Raw genomic sequence first — 17597 nt, forward strand, 5'->3', positions numbered from 1 at the left:
GGCAAAATACCCGCATCTGCCTGCGATAGATAAAGAGTGACCGATGGATTTAACTGCTGCCGATGAGAAATTGCTGAAGGCCCTGGCGATCGCCATCGTTGACCACCCGCGAGCCACGTTCAAAGAAATAGCCCAGGCAGCGGGAGTCAGCAAGGCGACGCTAAACAGGTTTTGCGGCGCCCGCGACAACCTGATCGAGATGCTTCTGGATCATGGTTCGGTGGTTATTTATCGGGTCATTGCCGATGCCGATCTTGAGTCGGCGCCCTTGGACGCATTGCATCGCCTGATCGAAGGCCATTTGACTCACAGGGAGTTGTTGGTTTTCCTCTCATTTCAGTGGCGCCCGGACACGTTTGATTTAGATGCAGGCGGCTGCCGATGGCTGCCTTACTCAGAAACGCTGGACGAGTTCTTTCTACGCGGGCAAAAACTGGGCGTATTCCGTATCGATATCGGTGCCCCGGCGCTTACCGAAATCTTCTCCTCCTTGATCTTCGGCCTGGTAGACGCCGAGCGCCGCGGCCGTATCGCACGCGCAGGTATGGCGGCGTTGATCGAGCAATTCTTCCTGAACGGGGCTTGCAACTACCAAACTTAACGGAAAGCAACGCTCAGTTTTTTTCGGGTTGGCGGTGTCCGTTTTTGGCCGATTCTGTTGAAAAAGTAGCGGCCTCTCCATACCGTTGGCAAAATTGCTCTGTCAGCGAGCGTGGGGGCGAACAGCATGATGGGGCAGTTACCGGGAGGACAGCAGCGCCTGTTCTACTCGTTCAACCTAGAAGATCACGTCCCGGCTCAACACCTCCTGCGCAGCATCGACCAGTGCCTGGATCTTAGTGATCTGCGCGCCTACCTGGCGGACTTCTATAGTCCCATCGGACGCCCCTCGATTGACCCGGAATTGATGGTGCGCATGCTGGTCGTCGGCTACTGCTATGGCATTCGTTCCGAGCGGCGATTGTGCGAAGAGGTGCACCTGAACCTGGCCTATCGCTGGTTCTGCCGGCTGGGTCTGGAAGACGAAGTCCCCAATCACTCGACCTTCTCGAAGAATCGCCATGGGCGTTTTCGTGACAGCGATCTGTTCCGCTGGTTGTTCAATGAGGTGCTGCGGCGTTGCATGGCAGCCGGCCTAGTCAAGGGCGAAGGTTTTGCCGTCGACGCTAGCATCATCAAGGCGGATGCCAGCCGGCAACGTGGGGTAGCGGGAGATGAGGTCGATTGGAACGATCCAAAGCTCAGCAGCCGCGCAGTGCGCGAGTACCTCGAAGCCCTTGATGAAGAGGCGCTGGCTGAGGCTCTTCCCAAGAAAATTTCGCTCACAGATCCTCAGTCCCGTTGGACAGCAGCGCCAGGTGGGCCGGCCTTTTTTGCCTACTCCACGAATTACCTGATCGACACTGAGCACGGTGTGATCATGGACGTGGAAGCTACCCCGGCGCACCGTACCGCCGAAGTCGATTCGACTAGGACGATGGTTGAGCGTGTCAAAGCTCAGTTCGATCTCACACCGGAACGCCTTATCGGCGATACCGCTTATGGCACCGCCCCGATGCTGGCCTGGATGGTCGAAGAAAAGGACATCGAGCCGCATGTGCCGGTGTGGGACAAGACTGAGCGCAAGGACGACAGCCTCTCCAGTAACGACTTCCACTGGAACCAGGAGGCCAATGAATACCGCTGCCCAGCCGGCAAACCACTACGCAGTGAGTGGCGCGCCTTCACCCAGAAAAGATCGCGGGTGACCAAGGCCCACACCATCATTTATCGCTCCAGCCAAACCGACTGCACTACCTGTCCGCTGAAAGCGAAATGCTGCCCCAACACGCCGAATCGGAAGATCGTCCGCAGTATCCATGAGGCTGCCCGCGATGTGGCCAGGCGCATCGCCAAGACACCGGAATACCTCGTCTCTCGCTGCGAACGAAAGAAGGTGGAGATGCTGTTCGCCCACCTCAAACGGATCATGAAACTCGATCGTTTACGACTGCGCGGCCTGACAGGTGCCACTGACGAATTCACTTTGGCGGCGGCGGTGCAGAACCTGCGACGCATGGCCAAGCTTTTGCCTCAAGGGCCACCGCTCACGGGATAGGTACGCCTGCTGAGAGCAGAAACCTTCAAATTAACCCTCAGGCCTGAGCAAGGACGCTCAGCGAAACGCCGAAAGGCAACCTGAAGTGGCTTGCAGTCACTTCGACAGCAGGCACACCTGATCGGCAGGCCGCCGCTAAACCTACTTTTTCAACAGAATCGGCCGTTCTCTGACGGTCGTGACAGTGACACGCCCTGGTCAAGTTGAACGCAATCCGTGGTCAACGCCAACCCAAATTGGTGGTCAAGAGGAGTGCAATTTCGCACATACCTGAGGACTGCTCACCACATCGCTTGCGTCGGTAGTAGCTTCCGCACTTTCCCCGTCTCTCACCGCTAAGCAGCGCTTTCCGGTAGCGGACTTTAGAGCGGCTTGATACTGGCCAGCATGCAGAAATTCTGCCCGTGTAGCGTCACGACCGGACAAGCCACTAGGGTGGCGGTCAGGAAGGCAGGCAAACGGAACACGGCGAAGCACCTCGAAGGCGCTGGCCACTTGCCATCCAACTGGGCGCGGCCTTTAATCGGCGGATCTGGAAAGGAGACGGATATGCCATTGTTGGACGAGATTATTGGGTGGGCCGGCGGACTCAGACCCTGGCAGCAGGAAGCACTGCGCCGGATATTTGCCCGGGCCGAACTAACCCAAGATGACATCGAGACCATTCTGCGAATGGTTCGCGAGCAAGAACGGGAAGACGCAACCACGGGGGGAGCACGGCCATTCACGCTGGACGACGTACCAGGCGCCGGAAGTGGCGCAACCGTGCGGTTGGTGGGTGTCTCGGGGCTAGACCAGGTAAACGGCTTCCCGTCCGGTCGTGCCTTTGACCTCGCACCGGAGGGCATGACCATTTTCTTTGGTCATAACGGCGCCGGCAAATCCGGCTACGCCCGCGTCTTCAAGAATGCCTGCAACGCTCGGCATCGGGTGGAGGTCCTGCCCGACGCTTTTGGGGCGGCAACCCCAGCTAGACCGCCATCAGCAGATTTCGCCATTTTGGTGGATGGCACTCCGGAAACCGCACGTTGGGTCCAGAACGGGCCGGCCCATTTGCATTTGAGTTCGGTCTCGGTCTACGACGCGGCCTGTGCCAATGACTACATCGACGCGGAAGGGACCCCTGCATTTCAGCCCTACGGACTCACTCATCTGACGCGCCTGGTCCTACTTCAGCGTGATTTACAGGCACGGATTGGGACCGAACGCAATGCCTTGGCTCTGGATACCCGGCAATTCGAACCGCTGAAGGGTGACACCGAAGTCGGCCGCTACATCGCCAAATTAGGTGGGGACTCGGACCGCGCCGTGCTTGCTCGATTAGGGACGGTCGGTGACGATGAACTCCGGCGACTGGAGTTTCTGAAGCGGACATTACTGGAAAGCGATCCTGTGCCGCAGGCGCTGGCCTTGGAACGTTTGGCGACACGCTTGGACCAGGCGCAGCGTCGAGCCGAGGAAGTCCAGCGCTGGGTGAATGATCGTGCCATAGCACGGGCAAAGGAACTGATTACAACGGAAAAAACCGCGCATCTCGCCATGCAACTGGCGCAAGCGCGTCTTCAGGATCGAGACACACTGAACGCCATGGAGTTGCCGGTAACGTCCTCACCCACCGCCACGCTGCTGGAAGGCACAGGAGCTGAACTCTGGCAAACGATGTACCGAGCCGCTGAGGCTTTCTCTCAGCAGACGGCATACCCTGAACATCCCTTCCCGCACCTGGAACCGGACGCTTACTGCGTACTCTGCCAGCAACCTTATTCAACGGATGCCTCGGAGCGCATGCGGCGTTTCGCGGCATTTGTCGCCGACAGCGCCACGGCGGATGCGCAAGCCGCCACGCTTGCGCGCATGAACGCTCTAGGGAAGGTGCAGGCTGTCGATCTAAACGTTCTGGATGTGCCAACACGGGCTGACGTGGAGGAGCGACTGCCCGACCTACACGCTGCCATCACCGCAGCGGCATCGGTCTGGACCGCCCGGCATACTTGGGTTAGCCAAGCCCTGCAAACTGGAAACTGGTCCCCCGAGTCAGAACCGCTTCCTATCGAAGCAAACCTCGATAGTCTCTTCGCCGCCAAAGCTGCTTCGCTCCGAGTCGACGCCAATACCCTGCGGACCTCTGCCGATCCCGCTCTACGCTTGGCGCTGACCCAAGAACTGGCAGAGCTAGAAGCCCGACAACGCCTCGCCAACCAGCTTGGCGCGGTGGAGCGCTTTGTTCAGGACAGTCAGGTCCATGCCACATTGAGCCGCTGCCATGCCGCCCTCAACCCAGCGGCAGTGTCACGCAAACTGACGTCCCTGGCGGCGACGCATGTGACCGAGGCTCTGGCCGCTTCTATGAATGCTGAGTTGAAAGCCCTGGGCTATAAGCGACGGGTGCAACCCGACCTGAGCGGGCGCACAGAGCTGGGGGTGACCAAGGTCACGCTGCGCCTGCAGGAAATCACGGCGAAAGCCTCCAAGGTGCTGTCAGAGGGCGAGCAGCGCGCGTTGGGGATGGCTATGTTCCTCGCCGAGCTCGAATCCCTGCCACATACTTCGACCGTTATTTTCGACGATCCGTCTACGTCGCTGGATCACGTATATCGTCGGGCCATAGCTCGGCGTTTGGTAGCGCTGGCTGAGACCCGCCAAGTGCTGGTGTTCACCCATGATGCGGTGTTCCTGACCGAGCTCGCGATGGCGCTTCAGCGCGCTGATCGCTCGGCCAGCTACAAGACCATCGGTTGGGACGAGTCGCCGGGACTAGTGAGCGAGGGGCTGACGTGGACGACGATGGACACCAAGGCCCGCCTGGCCGATCTCGAAAGTCGTGCGAAAGCACTGAACGTTCCGGTCGGCAGCGACCCGGATGATGAGCTTGAGCGGCAAATCGCATCGGGATACTCAAGCCTCCGAGGCACTGTCGAGCGCGCCATACGCGAGGTTTTTTTGAACAATACCGTCCAGCCGTTCAGCGATGTGGTGAGCGTAGAAGCATTTGGTGCTGTCATTGGCCACCCCGCAGAGGAGTGGGAGCAGTTGCTGGCAGTGTATGCGCGGGCCTGCGAAGCTACCGAGGCCCACGACACCCCAGGCGAGCGCCAACTACCGCTTCCCGCGCGTGAGGAGTTGCTCGGCGATATCGCCCAGGTCCTGGAATTAATCAAAAACGCGACTAAACGCCGAACTGCCTACGAGAATCTACGCCGGGAGCGGACCGCGCAACGCAAGAAGCTCTTCGGCGGCTAGCCCGACGTTTCATGCCGGGCTGGTCGGGCATGGCTGTGTTTCTTTCGAATATTGCGAGCTCTCCGTTTCAAAGTTTTTTGTGGCCTCGCGGATCAAGAGGAAGCACATTGGAGGCCGGCAGTTGGCGCTCCAAGTCCGCAATACGGTCGTACAGCTCAAGAATGGTGGCGTCGGCCTCACTGAGTAGGCTGGCTAGGTGGTCACGCTGCTGCGTGATTTCCTCGATCCGTTCTCGAAGTCCACGATTTTTTCTGCGGGCTAATAAGCTGACTTGGCGCACTGATGGCGGACGTTGCTCAGCGTGTCCTTCCACGTACTTTTGGATCTCAGCGATCAGTAGGGGGAAACGAGCTTTTTTCAGTGCAGAGGGGTCGCTGCCGGCCTCCTTGGCAACGTTGTTCTGACTTACGGGCGTCCCCTTCGGCAGTCGTTCGGGCTTGTTGCTCTTCAGCCGCTCGAACGCTGCGCGATACTGCTCGCCGGCACTCATTCGCTTAGCCGGGTCAGCGGATTCATGTTTGCCGGATGACATGGCGATAATTCTCCACACTACGTTTCTGGGCTTCCAACGAAGTCCTTAGCGGACTGTCTACCTCGGCAGCGGCCAGGCGCTCATCCAATACCGCCTCCAACACTTCGACTTCGTCGAGTTGCTCGGGGTCATAGAGAACGTCCGCACATGGTTTGGTTTCTCCGGGGGAGTCGCCCCCTCCGCAGCGAGCGATATTGTCGATGCCCCCATAGGGACAGGGGGTACGGCTCGTGCAGATGCCCAGCAAAATCGGTCGATGAGTGACCGTCCCCTTCTTAGCCAGATTGATCGCTTTCTTAGCATCAGAGGCTGAGATTAGGCGGACAATCTCAGATTTTCGCTTCTCGCCGTGGGGGCTGACGAATCGGTTGCTCGTCAGCTGTTGCAGCTGCCTACCCAAAGTTTCGTACATGGTGCGGACGTAGTAGGTATGGGCCTTCTCTTCCAGCCGTACCCTGGAATGGTTTTGCCCGTAGTAGAGACTCATCGCTCTGGCGACGTGCTTTAGCTGAAACTGCAATGAAGCGTCGCTGACCAGCCCGGATGCCTGCATATTCACTGCGCCGGTTCGTCGGAGTTGATGCCAGGCCAACGGCCAGATTTTGCCGACCGCAAACTCGTCGGTCAGCGTCGGCGTCACCAACCGAGCCAATTCGAAATCTTCCGGCGTAATGCGCAATTGCTCACGGTCGAACAGCTTGTCGAACCACTGAAGCACATGGGCATAGCTCGGAATCGATGGCCGAATCGTGCGGTTGATCTTGGTGAACTTCGTTCCCCACGGTTCAAGGCAATAATCAAGCAGATAGCGCTTGGCCGGATCATCCGGCACCGAGGCCTCGCCGGGGGGAGAGTCGCATTCTGCGCGGAGGTCTGCGACCACACGCATGGCTTCAACTGCCACCTGAGCTGACGGGGACGTCACCCAAAGTGCCTCAGAATCCGACATCGTCTTGGTCGTTCGTCCGCACAATACATGGATGTCGCCAAACTGCGGATCACGTTCTATGTGCAAGCAATCGGCGCGCAGGTTCCAAGCCTCTTCGACTCGCATGAGGCTGAAGTTCAGCAGATAGCACAGTCCAGATCGACTCACGAGGTTGAGGTAGCGACTCAGAGTTTGAATGCGAATTTCGTCGTCGCTCACTCCCAGCCAGCGACGAAATAGTTCCACCATGCCAAACCGATGCGCGGTGTCGATGAATGGGCCGTAGTACTGCCGCCCAGTCCACTTTCCGTTTGATCCATCCGACGGCCACTGAAACGGATAGAACGATTGTGGCCTGCGTTGTCCTTGGAGACTGGCAGAGTTGTGCCGATAGGCAGCCAGACAGAAGCGGAAGCACTCCTCGACTTGGCCTCGATGCGCCAAAAAGTCATCCAGGCATTCGCGCAAGCGTGTGATTTGATAGTGCCAAATGCGGGGCGGGATATAGGGGGTCTGGAGCTTCTGGTGGTCGGGCATGGCCGCTGCGAGGCGTGCCAACCCTGCGCGATCCAACAAGGTGAACCCCAGCGCATCCCGCCGCTCGTACAGTTCGTGCAGCAATGCCAAGAACTCACCGGACCGGGAAGCCTGGAGCACCTCCGGGAGACGGTCGGCAACGCGCGGAAAATGACTCAGTTCGGATGCGAGAATGCCTTCTTGAGTGCACAAGACGAACAGCCGACGCATCTGGTCGAAGCGCGTTTTCAGGCCTCGGTATCCACGGGCTCCATTGGGGCCGTATAGCCACCAGCCGATTACGGTCCGCAATAAATCGGCGTTCGCAGGATCGATCGCGGCGACATATTTCTTAGCTGGGCCATCGCCGAAATTGAGAGTGAGCCGTTTTCCCGCCCATGGGTCGAGCCGCCAAATGGCATCGCCCCAACGGCTCACCACCTGGCCAGCGGCATCTATGATGACCGGCCAATCACGCTGCGGTGGCCAGCACGGCGGACGGTAGTTCGGCGCATCAGGAATCGCTAGGGGCGAGTCGATGCCGAGGCCAAGTTCGGAAAGAATATTTTTCGTCATGCTGATCTTTGTCGCAGTTCTGCCAATCGGATGAAGCCATCCCAGGCCGGGTGGTAGTCACCTTCACTTATGCGCGCTCTGGCTTCTTCGACCCAAAGCCTGCGGACCTCGCTACTTTCTTCGAAGAAGCGCAGTTTGGCCGTCAGCCGATCGATCACCAGCAGGGCCGGATGCTCTGTCGTCAGGTGCTTACCCGAACTGGATGGGCGGTAGCGTGCCAGTTCAAGCGATTTGAGGTGGCGCAAGCTACCGAGAGACCACACATGATCCTCACTTTCGATATCCCGGTGCTGGGTACAGAACAGGCAACCGGCAGCATTGATGCAGTCGGGTCGCGGACCATTCTTCGGCATCGTGCCCACTGGTTCAGGTGTGGCCGATACACATCTACCAGGAGCAGGAGGTGAAAGGGACGGATCGGTTTGCTGATGGAAGCGCGTAATTTCCACCATAGCGATCTGCGGATGGGGGTCGGCATATACGCGTATCAGCGTTTGCACCGTATGCTGGGCCAACTCCGCAACCTGTTGGGGATTCTGGGACTCCCGAAGCAACCAGTTGATGCGCGTCCCGCGCAGTTTTCGCGGTCTCACTATCGGTATGCCAAGCTCGCGGCAGATGCGCGTAACGTTCGTGAACTGCGTCGCCTCTTCTAGGATTCGTCCCCCGCTACGTATAAGCGGAAAGAGCAAACCATCCGGCTCATTGGGAAACCATTCGGAACGCCATTCGAGATAGCGCTCGAACCACTCTCGATAACTGGCAAAGATCTCGAATAGCACTTCTCCTTCCCGTCGATTTTTGTAGGTACGTACCTGGTAGCCGTCTATGTGGCTGGTGTAATGAAACTGCTCAACCCGCAGGGTATGTGCTTGCTGGAGGTTCAGACCGGTCTGGGCGATGAACATCAGCAATTCACTCTCGATCCGTAAATTGACGATGGGGAAACGGGTCCGCAGTGTCCGATCTGCATCGTGGGCGGCACGCGCCGCCAGGGATGCTTCGATTTGCGCTTGGTTTTGCGGCCTGGTACGGCGGGCCGCTACTTTCTCGGGGCTCTGCAATCCCGACCATAGTTCCAGCACTTGGCCGGTGCGTAACGAAATACAAACTGGGAGGGGGGCCATTGTCCCCCTCCAGGCAATGCCTCGCATACGTCAGCTAGAAGGTGTCCGAATGCGAAGGTGTTTTGCAGATTCTGCTTGTCCGCTTTGCTCGTATGTACCTTGCCTTTGCCGCGCGGCTTGCGAATACGTGTGCTCTTGCTCAGGCTTGCTTGGCGGTCCAATGCTCGGTCCAGCATCGTCGCCGTGAGCCTGGTGAGATCGTACAGGGACCCATCGCTGAAATTGCGTTCGACTCGATGACGCTGGAGCAAGTGATCGGTCCAACGAATGAACGTGTCGGCCGCCGTCTCGAGACTGAGATTCACGTTTTCTGAATCGATCCAGGCAAAGAATCGGCGCAATGCACTGATCTTGTTCTGCACCGAGAAGCGACTTCCGCCACCAGCAAGGTCGTCAGTCATGTGCTCATGCAGCTGCGTCACCAGCTCGAAACGTTCCGGCAAGGGACTGCCGAGTTCGCCCTGCGCGATCTGGCGGCCCACATGCTTCACCTTTGCTGCTGCACCTCCGCGAAACAGCAGCGGCCGGAGGTCCCAGGGCGTTTCAGTGGCCCCATACTCAAGCATCGGGAAAGTGAGGTCGAATTCGGAACTATCCATCGTGCCGCGCCCCAGCGCCGATCCCGCTAAATGCCGCCATGAAGCTATTTGAGAGGGCTTGTTTGATCGGCAGTGCCTGTACGAATCGGATGTATTTGAAGGTGGTGGCTTCAGAGTTAGGCCCATGGAGCAACGCGTCGCTGACCGTCGCAATTACAATAGCGACATCGGCACAAGCCGATAGCGCCAGACGTGCCAATTCGGTACCGAAGGTGCAGCGCGACTGATGGAAGCGGAATTTACGGAGCACCTGTAGTTCTGCTTTGACGCCCCGTTTTCGAAACTCGGACATCTCAACATTCACAGCAGATGACTGATCGGTGCCGCGCCTGCCATAGGCGTTACCAAAGCGGGTCAAGAACAGCAAATCACGATTCTCGGGCGAGGCTTTCGCCTCTCGTTCCATCCTCCGCCAGCCTTTGGCATATTCCAGCAATTCATCACGCAACGCTTCGGGTATCCAGACCTGGCCAGTCACACCGAATTTCGTGTGCACTGGCGGAGCTGCGCCTGGACCAACTGCAAGGCGTAGAAGCCCTTCAGCGGAAGGGTCGGGGGCGGCGCGCTCCAGAGACTGAATCTTGAGATCACAGATGCTGCCGAGCCGCATCCCGGTAAAAAATCCAAGGGCCAACATGAGGTAGAGCTCGGGCGTGGCGTTCTCTGCGGCGAAATCCAGAATTGCATCGCGATCGGTCTCCGAGACTGGCAACAGCCCATCTTCAAGCGTTTGGCCTGGGCGCTTACGGTTCGGGATGCTGAGGTCGGTGGTGGTTCCGCTGATCGTTCGCTCGAACCCCACCCGGTCGAAGTATTTAACGACGTAGGGCTTTTCCCGCCACAGCTGGACGTGTGGAGAAAGAAGCTCCCTATGCCTTACCCACCGATAGAACATGATGCAATTGCGCATGTACTCAGACGCCGTGGATGGGCTGATCTGGCCGGCATCGCGCATCTTGATCAACGCCCCTCGGTATAGCACCAGGCAGCGGTCAGCTTTGCGAGCGGGAAACTCGAACCACTGCAAATCACGAGATTCAAGAAATTTAGCGTAATTGAGAAGGCCATTCATGTTACTGGCAACGGTCTTAAGAGAAGCGTCACCAGTCGTTGCTCGCTCCACTGCCCACAGGTTTGCCTCCCTCCAAGGTGCATAGTCTGCCCAAAAGATTTGGGGCAAGCCCTCAATGGATGGCCGGCTGCTACTGGGGGAGTATGCGACGGCGTTCTCTCTGCGCACGAGGTAATGGGGCACGAAATGAATGCGCTCTAACGTCGCCATTCAACGCCCCTGGGACGCTTAACAATGTCCATAGATAGAACTCAATAGCTTAGGCGTCCGCACTATACAACTTACTCTTATCGATACTGTAAACCTCGGCATTGGGCACCATGGACTCAATAACCGACATGACCCGCTCACTCATGTCGCCGTAGAGCTCGTAGTTCGACGAACACGCGACAATGCCGTGCTTACGGAGCTTGTCCTTGATCTGAAAGTACGGCTCACCCATCTTGATCCAGGGCTTGGCATCCGCCGATCGCGCGATCACGCAACCATCGTTGTATCTGAATGATCCTAACAGTTAGTTTGTTGTAAGATATTGATTTATAAGGGAATTAACCCACTAACATTTTTTGATTATTTTCCTTCGTTCCTGATGGCGATACTCCTCGACTAAGCCTATTTCAGACGTGGCTTCGCAAAGCAGGGCGGCGGATCGCAATCGACGATAGCTTCACTGTATACTTTTGGCTCCGCATACCCCTTGAGCTACAGGAACACCAGCATGACTGTACTCCAAACGCTCTACTGGCAGCCTACGCCGCCTTAGCGCTACGCCCCCTCGCAACACCTCGCCTCCGCCAGTTTCGCTCGCGGCTGCGTACTGCTGTACGCCCGGTTCTTACACCCAAAGCGCACAGCAAAATAATCCTCACAATTTGAATTCGTATCGACGCGCTCGCCATTTCCTGGCATGCGTGCGGTGCATTGCTTTGGATATTCTGATGCTACAAACACTCAAACAAACGTGGTTTTCCAACGTCCGTGGCGACGTGCTCGCGGGGATCGTCGTCGCACTTGCGCTGATCCCTGAAGCCATCGCTTTCTCTATCATTGCGGGCGTCGACCCCAAAGTTGGTCTCTACGCCTCATTCTGTATCGCCGTAGTGATCGCCTTTGTCGGTGGCCGCCCAGGCATGATTTCAGCCGCGACAGGGGCCATGGCACTGCTGATGGTGACCCTGGTCAAGAACCATGGTCTTGAATATCTGCTGGCCGCCACGCTGCTGTGTGGCGTGTTGCAAATTGGTGCTGGCTACCTGAAGCTCGGCTCGCTGATGCGCTTCGTTTCGCGCTCGGTGGTGACCGGCTTCGTCAATGCGCTGGCGATCCTGATCTTCATGGCTCAGCTGCCCGAGCTGACCAATGTCACCTGGCACGTCTACGCCATGACAGCCGCAGGCCTCGGCATCATTTATCTGTTCCCCTATGTCCCGAAGATCGGCAAGCTCATCCCATCGCCGCTGGTGTGCATCATCGTGCTGACCGCCGTTGCCATGTCGGTTGGGCTGGATATCCGCACGGTCGGTGATATGGGTCAACTGCCGGATACGCTGCCAATCTTTCTCTGGCCTGACGTGCCGCTGACGTTCGAGACGTTGGCCATCATCTTCCCTTACTCGGCAGCACTGGCCGTGGTCGGTCTGCTGGAGTCGATGATGACCGCGACCATTGTTGACGACCTGACCGACACCCCTAGTGACAAGAACCGCGAGTGCAAGGGCCAGGGCGTGGCCAACATTGCTTCGGGTCTGATCGGCGGTATGGCCGGCTGCGCGATGATTGGTCAGTCGATCATCAACGTGAAATCCGGCGGTCGCTCTCGCCTGTCGTCCCTGGCAGCAGGCGTATTCCTGCTGCTGATGGTGGTATTCCTCGGCGATTGGCTGAAGCAGATCCCAATGGCTGCTCTGGTAGCCGTAATGATCATGGTATCCATCGGCACCTTCAGTTGGGATTCGCTGCGCAACCTGAAGAAGCACCCGTTGTCGACCAACATTGTCATGGTCGTCACCGTGGTGGTCGTGGTCGCCACCCACAACCTGGCCTTCGGCGTGCTGGCCGGCGTGCTGCTGGCCGCGATGTTCTTCGCCAACAAGGTTGGCCATTACATGGCAATCAGCTCTTTGCTGGACGAAGCCGGCGAGCATCGTAGCTATAACGTCACCGGCCAGGTGTTCTTCAGCTCGGCAGACAAGTTCGTCGCGGCCTTCGACTTCAAGGAAGCCCTGAACAAGGTAACCATCGACCTGAATCGCGCCCACTTCTGGGATATCACCGCTGTTGCAGCCCTGGACAAGGTGGTTATCAAGTTCCGCCGCGAAGGCACCGAAGTTGAAGTGCTGGGTCTCAACGAAGCAAGCGCCACTATCGTGGATCGCTTTGGTGTTCACGATAAACCCGACGCCATTGATCAACTCATGGGCCACTGAGAAGGAGAACAACGATGACCCAAGTAATTGCCTGTATCGACGGTTCCACCTCGGCTCCAGCTGTGTGCGACTACGCAGCATGGGCCAGTCTGAGCCTGGAAGCCCCGCTGACCTTCTTGCATGTGTTGGATCAGCGCCAGTACCCAGTTGCGGCCGACTTGAGTGGCAATATCGGCCTTGGCAGCCGCGAGCATCTGCTTGATGAGCTTGCTTCCCTGGATGAACAGCGGGGAAAGTTGGCCCTTGAGCAAGGGCGGATCATGCTTGCGGCCGCGAAAGAGCGGGCCATTAAGGATGGCGTGGCCGCGCCGGAGTCCAAGCAACGTCATGGCGATCTGCTGGAAAGCCTGCAAGAGCTGCAAACCGAAACGCGCCTGCTGGTCATCGGTCGCCAGGGCGAGTCTAGTGGCAATCTGAGTCAGCAGGTCGGAAGCCAGCTGGAGAGCGTGATTCGTATCATGCACCGGCCAATCCTGGTTACCCCGGCCAGCTTCCAAAAGCCCAAGAGCGCGATGCTGGCATTCGATGGCGGCGCTACTACCCGCAAGGGTGTGGAGATGCTGGCAGCCAGCCCGCTGCTGAAGGGGTTGCCGATCCACCTGGTCATGGTTGGCCCCGTAAGCGATGAAGCATCTGCACAGCTGGACTGGGCGCAGAAAGTGCTGATCAACGCCGGCTTCACTGTTCGTGCCGAGACCCGGAGCGGTGAGATAGAGCCTACCCTGCACGCCTATCAGAAAGAGCATGGCATTGATCTGCTGGTGATGGGGGCCTATGGCCATTCCCGTATCCGGCAGTTCCTGGTCGGTAGCACCACGACCAGCATGCTCCGCACCACCATCAGTCCGCTGTTACTGCTGCGCTAATGGCCATGGACGACGCCCTCGATCTTGCCCATTTCAAGACCCTGCTGGAACAGCGGGCTGCCGAGCTGGATCGATTGCTGGAAGACGCTGAGTCTCGCTCGCAATCGGTAGAGCTGGATCAAAGCAAGGTAGGGCGTTTGTCGAGGATGGATGCACTCCAGCAGCAAGCAATGAACGATGCCATCCGCAGTCGGGCGCAGCATGAACGCGTCCGCCTCCAACTGGCCCTCAAGCGTTGGCACGAGGGTGAGTATGGCTGGTGTAACCAATGCGGCGAGTTGATCGCCTCGGGCCGCCTGGAATTTGATCCGGCCACGCTGCTGTGCATCACCTGTGCGAGTCGCACTGAGTCGGGTTGAAATCGTCACGATTCGTGGCGTCAGCCCCAATTAACGAGATTTCTATGTATTTGTTGGCAAAAAACTGGCTGGGCCGAACACGGAAAACAAGCGCCTGGATGTGGGCACTGCTGTGCCTTGTATTGCTTACCGTATTCCAAGTCCGCACCCATCACCTTGATGATCGTTTGTACTTCTGGATCAAGACCAGCTGGCACACCGACGATTGGCAGGAGCGCTCTGTGTGGCTGCCTGGCTATCGGGTTGAACTGGATGCTAAGGCGGTTTCCGGTGTGGACAGCAATCTTTCGGGTCTGACCTTTGACCCTGACCTAAACCTGCTGTGGGCGGTCACCAACGGCCCAAACGAACTATTGGCCCTTAGTCGTGACGGTGATGTGGAAAGGCGTTACAACCTGGATGGCTTCCACGATGTGGAAGCTGTGTCCTATGCCGGCAATGGCCAGCTGGTAATCGCCGAGGAGCGCCGGCAGAGCCTGGTTATCGTGGATGTCCCCATCGCCGAAGACGGTAAACTTTCTCCTGGTCGACCATTGAGCCGAGACCAGTATCCAGCTCTCACCCTGGCGTTTGGCAAGGAAGACAACAAAGGCCTTGAAGGGCTCGCCTACGACCTGAAAGGCGACCGCCTGTTTGTGACCAAGGAGCGAGATCCTCGCCAATTGCTGGAAGTGAGCGGCCTTCGTGCCAGCCTGGCCGGAGGCTTTTCCTTGCACGTGCGTGACCTGTCCAGCCTGGTAAAAGACAAGGTGTTTGCGACTGACCTGTCTTCAGTCGTCTTCGATCAACAGAGCGGCCATCTGATATTGCTCAGCGACGAGTCGAAACTGCTGATTGAAATGACCGACGAGGGCAAGGTGGTGAGTTTCCGCTCCCTGGCGAGAGGTTTTGCTGGTTTGCTGAAAGGCATACCCCAGGCCGAAGGCGTAACCATCGACAATGAAGGGTATTTGTACGTGGTCAGCGAGCCGAACCTGTTCTATCGCTTCACCCGTGAACCAGATTGACCAGTCAACAAGCTACAGTCGGGCGTGATCGTGGCGCTTGAAGTGGTGGTCTACGATTTTTGCCGAATTCAGTGGGCTCCCCATCAGGGCCTAGTTGGGCCCTGGTTTCAGAGGGAGTGCGGTGACCTTACCGTTGGCAACCGCCTTCAGCTGAATCATCTCGAATATTAGTCGCTGGTTAACCGAAGCCAGCCGAGCTACCTCCGCTAAAAGCTGATCATTCTCTGCACGGAGCACCCTGTTCTTTTCTTTCTCGCTCATCAACGCTTGATGCTTAGAGTCTCGCTGGGCTCGCACCGACTTGCCAACGATGTTGCGAATCCTTTCCGCTATGCTTGGGTAAGTGTTATGGATGAGTCCCGGAGTCACACCTGCGGCACGGGCAACGGATGTGATGGAAAGCTTTTCGTCACCAGCAATTAGATCGTCGACGACCTTGTTGAGCGCGGCGAGTGTCTTCGACCTGGAGCGAATAGGAGAGTCAGGGCCCACCGCCTGTCTAGTCATTTGCCGCCTCCTCCATTTCCTCAACTGGAGAAAGGCCAAGGCTGGTAATTACATCTAGTGCAACCTGCAAGTCGCGTTCTGCGCGCTGCCTAACAGCGGGGCCTGCATCCTCAATTTTTATCAGCTCTCGCTGTTGAATGTAGATGTCCTGCCAAGTGCTGGCGAAGACTTCATCGATCACCGAATTTTTGCACCCTGGACACCGTGTGGCTTCGTATAGACCAGCACCTCCGCAGCCCCGCTCTGTGGCGATGCACCAGCCGTGTCCAGTCGCACGAATGTTGGCATGTGGGGCGGTCTGGGCAAGCAAAGCAGCTCTATCCTTGATTGGAATCGCCCGCAACTCCACAATCTTTTCGCCAGCGCCCCCTGCCAGTGGCTGATCATCGAGCCATGATTCGATCAGGTCAATTTTAAACTCTGTCATCTGCTGGAAGATCTCATCAAAGAGAGTCAGGTCTTGCTGCGGATTGGATGCATAGAGTTGGGTCATACTCATGCTGCTGTGTTTGAACTGCCATTTGAGGTAGATCAATGAAGTGCGGCCCATACGGGATTCTACAAAGCATCTTGCATATGTTCGCCTGCATTGATGCGTCCTCAACGGCCAATCGCTTCCAGCGGCTTTAGCTATACGGTCAAACGCAGCATTGGATGCTTGCCCGCTGAGAGCCTCAACGTGATGGCTTTCCTGAACTTTCCCTCCTTGTGTGTTTCGTCCCAAAAATAGTTTATTCGCGTCTTTTCGGGCTTTTTCGAGCCTAAGGAGATGTTCAGTTGAATACGAAAAATCCCGATTGCTTGCAAGCTGTCTAATCTCTTCATCCAGCTCTTTTCTGATGGGTACTGAATATTTTGCCAAAAGACTTAAAGCTTCAATCGTCAGTTCTGGTACAAGATATTCGACTTGGCCTTTACCTGTCTTGTGCTCGATTGTGGTCACCCAGCAAAAGGTAACCCCGTTTTTTAACTCTTTGCGCCAAGCGCCAACCTCAATTCCAATTGCCTCGTCATTGCGCATGCCGCTAGTGATTGAAACTATATACAGAACAGCATCTCTGCAACGAATTGCCATCCGTTCATCACTAGGATGATATCCAATACCATTGGCTGCCAATTCGGCCTTCATCTCCCGGACAATGCTTTCGCAATAGTTGAAAATCCTAGATTGTTCATCATGAGGAATAATATCTGTTCGCCCGACGTTTTTAGTGGCAGCACCCAACCCTTTTACATTCGCGACCCCACAAATCCGCCACAATGTCGAATTACCCCAAGGATAACTCTGAATGGGAAACATCGTGTCGGCAGAAAACACCCAAAGAAAATCAATAACCCGTAATCGCCCATACAGCGGGAGAGGCTTTAACTTCAATTCATATTTGCAATGATGAACGTAATTGCTGACATGGATCGGACGGACATCTGCAAAGCTTGAAACTCCTAGATCGTTTAACCAGCGAACAAAAGGCATCGCGCTGACGACGGCGAAAGTAGTAATGCCCCGTGCGATAGGAGGTTTGGATCTAGGCATTCCTCTTTTAAACCAAGCATAAGCAACAGCTTTGCAGTCATCAATAAGCGCCCGAGGCATGCCCATATCCCAGTTGATGAATTTATAAGAATGAGCAACATTGGCCTGATCAAAAAACGGGCGAAGATCCCACTGTGCATCGCCAAACCTGCTAAGAACGAAGGTTTCTCCATCTTCATTAACGATAGCGCTGATCACGATTGCATCCCG

Annotated in this window: 14 protein-coding genes and 1 pseudogene; 7 read left to right on the forward strand and 8 right to left on the reverse strand. The window is 56.8% G+C overall.

Annotation, left to right across the window (positions count from 1 at the left end; genetic code table 11):
* The first annotated feature begins 43 nt into the window (after positions 1-43).
* From KW568_RS18965 to KW568_RS18975, 3 genes are all read left to right on the forward strand, one after another.
* Positions 44-601 (forward strand): TetR/AcrR family transcriptional regulator, encoded by a 558-nt coding sequence (locus tag KW568_RS18965; RefSeq protein ID WP_143237244.1) that lies wholly within the window; start codon positions 44-46, stop codon positions 599-601.
* A gap of 126 nt (positions 602-727) precedes the next feature.
* Positions 728-2098, forward strand: a complete 1371-nt coding sequence (locus KW568_RS18970) for an IS1182-like element ISCfr1 family transposase (RefSeq protein WP_065285146.1) — start codon at positions 728-730, stop codon at positions 2096-2098.
* 549 nt (positions 2099-2647) lie between these two features.
* The gene (locus KW568_RS18975) at positions 2648-5338 is read left to right on the forward strand and encodes an AAA family ATPase (RefSeq protein WP_259536588.1); all 2691 of its coding nucleotides are present in this window, start codon (positions 2648-2650) and stop codon (positions 5336-5338) included.
* A gap of 67 nt (positions 5339-5405) precedes the next feature.
* Here the strand turns inward: KW568_RS18975 and KW568_RS18980 are convergent, their stop codons facing one another.
* From KW568_RS18980 to KW568_RS19005, 6 genes and pseudogenes are all read right to left on the reverse strand, one after another.
* Entirely contained in the window at positions 5406-5870 is a 465-nt protein-coding gene (locus tag KW568_RS18980; RefSeq protein WP_023443007.1) for a hypothetical protein, read from the reverse strand.
* Positions 5851-7890, reverse strand: coding sequence for a hypothetical protein (locus tag KW568_RS18985; protein ID WP_034039551.1), 2040 nt, complete (start codon positions 7888-7890; stop codon positions 5851-5853). Before KW568_RS18985 ends, KW568_RS18980 begins: the two co-directional genes overlap by 20 nt.
* On the reverse strand, positions 7887-9017 hold the full coding sequence (locus KW568_RS18990) for a hypothetical protein (protein WP_259536589.1): 1131 nt from the start codon (positions 9015-9017) through the stop codon (positions 7887-7889). Before KW568_RS18990 ends, KW568_RS18985 begins: the two co-directional genes overlap by 4 nt.
* Entirely contained in the window at positions 8933-9616 is a 684-nt protein-coding gene (locus KW568_RS18995) for a hypothetical protein (RefSeq protein WP_259536590.1), read from the reverse strand. Before KW568_RS18995 ends, KW568_RS18990 begins: the two co-directional genes overlap by 85 nt.
* Entirely contained in the window at positions 9609-10898 is a 1290-nt protein-coding gene (locus tag KW568_RS19000; RefSeq protein ID WP_049306257.1) for a site-specific integrase, read from the reverse strand. The genes KW568_RS18995 and KW568_RS19000 overlap by 8 nt, the downstream gene beginning before the upstream one ends.
* 73 nt (positions 10899-10971) lie before the next feature.
* Positions 10972-11181: pseudogene (locus tag KW568_RS19005) on the reverse strand (DNA polymerase V subunit UmuC); the annotation flags it as partial.
* Between the two features lie 445 nt (positions 11182-11626).
* On the opposite strand from KW568_RS19005, the gene KW568_RS19010 reads away from it, so the two are divergent.
* From KW568_RS19010 to KW568_RS19025, 4 genes are read left to right on the forward strand one after another with little or no spacing between them, the layout of a single operon-like run.
* The gene (locus tag KW568_RS19010; protein ID WP_004574009.1) at positions 11627-13114 is read left to right on the forward strand and encodes a SulP family inorganic anion transporter; all 1488 of its coding nucleotides are present in this window, start codon (positions 11627-11629) and stop codon (positions 13112-13114) included.
* 14 nt (positions 13115-13128) lie between these two features.
* Positions 13129-13980 (forward strand): universal stress protein, encoded by an 852-nt coding sequence (locus KW568_RS19015; protein WP_004574008.1) that lies wholly within the window; start codon positions 13129-13131, stop codon positions 13978-13980.
* A complete protein-coding gene (locus KW568_RS19020; protein WP_004574007.1) occupies positions 13980-14339 on the forward strand; it encodes a TraR/DksA C4-type zinc finger protein in 360 nt (119 codons plus the stop codon). The genes KW568_RS19015 and KW568_RS19020 overlap by 1 nt, the downstream gene beginning before the upstream one ends.
* Positions 14340-14383: 44 nt before the next feature.
* Positions 14384-15346, forward strand: coding sequence for an SdiA-regulated domain-containing protein (locus KW568_RS19025; RefSeq protein WP_014003922.1), 963 nt, complete (start codon positions 14384-14386; stop codon positions 15344-15346).
* Positions 15347-15436: 90 nt separating this feature from the next.
* Here KW568_RS19025 and KW568_RS19030 read toward each other — a convergent pair whose 3' ends face one another.
* Positions 15437-15853 (reverse strand): hypothetical protein, encoded by a 417-nt coding sequence (locus KW568_RS19030; protein ID WP_004574005.1) that lies wholly within the window; start codon positions 15851-15853, stop codon positions 15437-15439.
* Positions 15846-17585 (reverse strand): tyrosine-type recombinase/integrase, encoded by a 1740-nt coding sequence (locus tag KW568_RS19035; RefSeq protein ID WP_223198351.1) that lies wholly within the window; start codon positions 17583-17585, stop codon positions 15846-15848. The genes KW568_RS19030 and KW568_RS19035 overlap by 8 nt, the downstream gene beginning before the upstream one ends.
* Positions 17586-17597: the final 12 nt, after the last annotated feature.

The sequence above is a fragment of the Pseudomonas sp. HD6515 genome (assembly GCF_024971855.1).
GTDB lineage: Bacteria > Pseudomonadota > Gammaproteobacteria > Pseudomonadales > Pseudomonadaceae > Aquipseudomonas > Aquipseudomonas alloputida.

What these genes read in the sequence shown, in the direction of transcription:
- KW568_RS18965 (WP_143237244.1), top strand. Translation starts at nt 44, where the DNA reads ATGGATTTAACTGCTGCCGATGAGAAATTGCTGAAGGCCCTGGCGATC.
- KW568_RS18970 (WP_065285146.1), top strand. Translation starts at nt 728, where the DNA reads ATGATGGGGCAGTTACCGGGAGGACAGCAGCGCCTGTTCTACTCGTTC.
- KW568_RS18975 (WP_259536588.1), top strand. Translation starts at nt 2,648, where the DNA reads ATGCCATTGTTGGACGAGATTATTGGGTGGGCCGGCGGACTCAGACCC.
- KW568_RS18980 (WP_023443007.1), bottom strand. Translation starts at nt 5,870, where the DNA reads ATGTCATCCGGCAAACATGAATCCGCTGACCCGGCTAAGCGAATGAGT.
- KW568_RS18985 (WP_034039551.1), bottom strand. Translation starts at nt 7,890, where the DNA reads ATGACGAAAAATATTCTTTCCGAACTTGGCCTCGGCATCGACTCGCCC.
- KW568_RS18990 (WP_259536589.1), bottom strand. Translation starts at nt 9,017, where the DNA reads ATGGCCCCCCTCCCAGTTTGTATTTCGTTACGCACCGGCCAAGTGCTG.
- KW568_RS18995 (WP_259536590.1), bottom strand. Translation starts at nt 9,616, where the DNA reads ATGGATAGTTCCGAATTCGACCTCACTTTCCCGATGCTTGAGTATGGG.
- KW568_RS19000 (WP_049306257.1), bottom strand. Translation starts at nt 10,898, where the DNA reads ATGGCGACGTTAGAGCGCATTCATTTCGTGCCCCATTACCTCGTGCGC.
- KW568_RS19010 (WP_004574009.1), top strand. Translation starts at nt 11,627, where the DNA reads ATGCTACAAACACTCAAACAAACGTGGTTTTCCAACGTCCGTGGCGAC.
- KW568_RS19015 (WP_004574008.1), top strand. Translation starts at nt 13,129, where the DNA reads ATGACCCAAGTAATTGCCTGTATCGACGGTTCCACCTCGGCTCCAGCT.
- KW568_RS19020 (WP_004574007.1), top strand. Translation starts at nt 13,980, where the DNA reads ATGGCCATGGACGACGCCCTCGATCTTGCCCATTTCAAGACCCTGCTG.
- KW568_RS19025 (WP_014003922.1), top strand. Translation starts at nt 14,384, where the DNA reads ATGTATTTGTTGGCAAAAAACTGGCTGGGCCGAACACGGAAAACAAGC.
- KW568_RS19030 (WP_004574005.1), bottom strand. Translation starts at nt 15,853, where the DNA reads ATGACTAGACAGGCGGTGGGCCCTGACTCTCCTATTCGCTCCAGGTCG.